This window comes from Candidatus Aquicultor secundus (assembly GCF_002791875.1).
In the GTDB taxonomy this organism is placed as follows: Bacteria; Actinomycetota; Aquicultoria; order Aquicultorales; family Aquicultoraceae; genus Aquicultor_A; species Aquicultor_A secundus.
The window spans coordinates 1-1,027 of record NZ_PFNG01000012.1 but is presented as its reverse complement, the minus strand read 5'-3'; the positions used below and the strand labels follow the sequence as shown (position 1 = coordinate 1,027).

The window sequence follows — 1,027 nt, the reverse complement described above, 5'->3', positions numbered from 1 at the left end:
ATCCGAGATACGTCCGTTTTCCGTTTTCCAAGGTTGGTAACGTCGTGTGAGGTTCTTCTAAAAACCAGCTTTTTATATTATAGTCAAGTAACAGGCCTTTGTTTGAGGATAGCCTTACTTGAGGTGTGGTTTTAGTGCGAGAACCAATAAAGCAGGAGATAACCAAAGTTTGCCGTAAGTACAGGGTCGAGTTTCTAGCTCTCTTTGGCTCAAGGGCAGCCGGGGAAGCAAGAAAAGAAAGTGACATAGACCTGGCCGCTTTCTTTAGCCGACGTACTTCACCAAGAGAAGAGCTCGATTTTTTCTACGAGCTTGTGCGGTTATTCGGAACCGATCGACTTGATCTTATTGTGCTGGATAGAGCCAATCCACTGCTTTTAAAGGAAGTGGCCCTTTACGGAGTGCCGCTTTTTGAACGGCGTAAAGAATCTTTTGATGAGTTCATCATCCTGGCCATAGCTAAATATCAGGATACCAGGAAAAACAGGCGTTTTGAAAAAGAGCTTACAGAAGAGTTCTTAGAGGAGAAGAAGCGTGAAGCGGTTTGACCCTGATATTATTGAAAAGAAGATAGCCCTGATAAGGGGATATTTAGACGACCTTAAACAAGTCGAAGGCCTAAGTATCGAAGAATATAAGTCGGACATATTTCGTAAAAGAGGCATCGAGAAGACGCTTATAAATATCGTCCAAGCAGCTGTTGATATCAACAACTATCTCCTCGTTAAGCTCGCTAAGATTGCGCCAATAGACAATTACGATTCTTTCGTTAAGTTAGGTGAGCAGGGCATGGTTCCGATGGAATTTGCATCAAGAATAGCGCCATCATCCGGCCTGAGAAGTCGTCTGGTCCACGAGTATGATAAGATCGATGACGCAATTGCCCATATGAGCATTAAAGACGCTTTAGGGCAATACCCCCAATACATTGAACATGTTCTCGATTTCCTCAAGAGACAAGAGCTAGGATAAGCGAAGGAGATACAGAGGAAGAGGTTTTGCCTGGGTAGCAAGCAAAGCAACCGCG

The 1,027-nt window shown here is 44.0% G+C and carries 2 protein-coding genes; both read left to right on the top strand.

Annotation, left to right across the window (positions count from 1 at the left end):
* Nucleotides 1–134 precede the first annotated feature (134 nt).
* A complete protein-coding gene (gene mntA / locus COY37_RS00345; protein WP_286975459.1) occupies nt 135–548 on the top strand; it encodes a type VII toxin-antitoxin system MntA family adenylyltransferase antitoxin in 414 nt (137 codons plus the stop codon).
* A complete protein-coding gene (gene hepT / locus COY37_RS00340; RefSeq protein WP_286975457.1) occupies nt 535–972 on the top strand; it encodes a type VII toxin-antitoxin system HepT family RNase toxin in 438 nt (145 codons plus the stop codon). Before mntA ends, hepT begins: the two co-directional genes overlap by 14 nt.
* Nucleotides 973–1,027 lie beyond the last annotated feature (55 nt).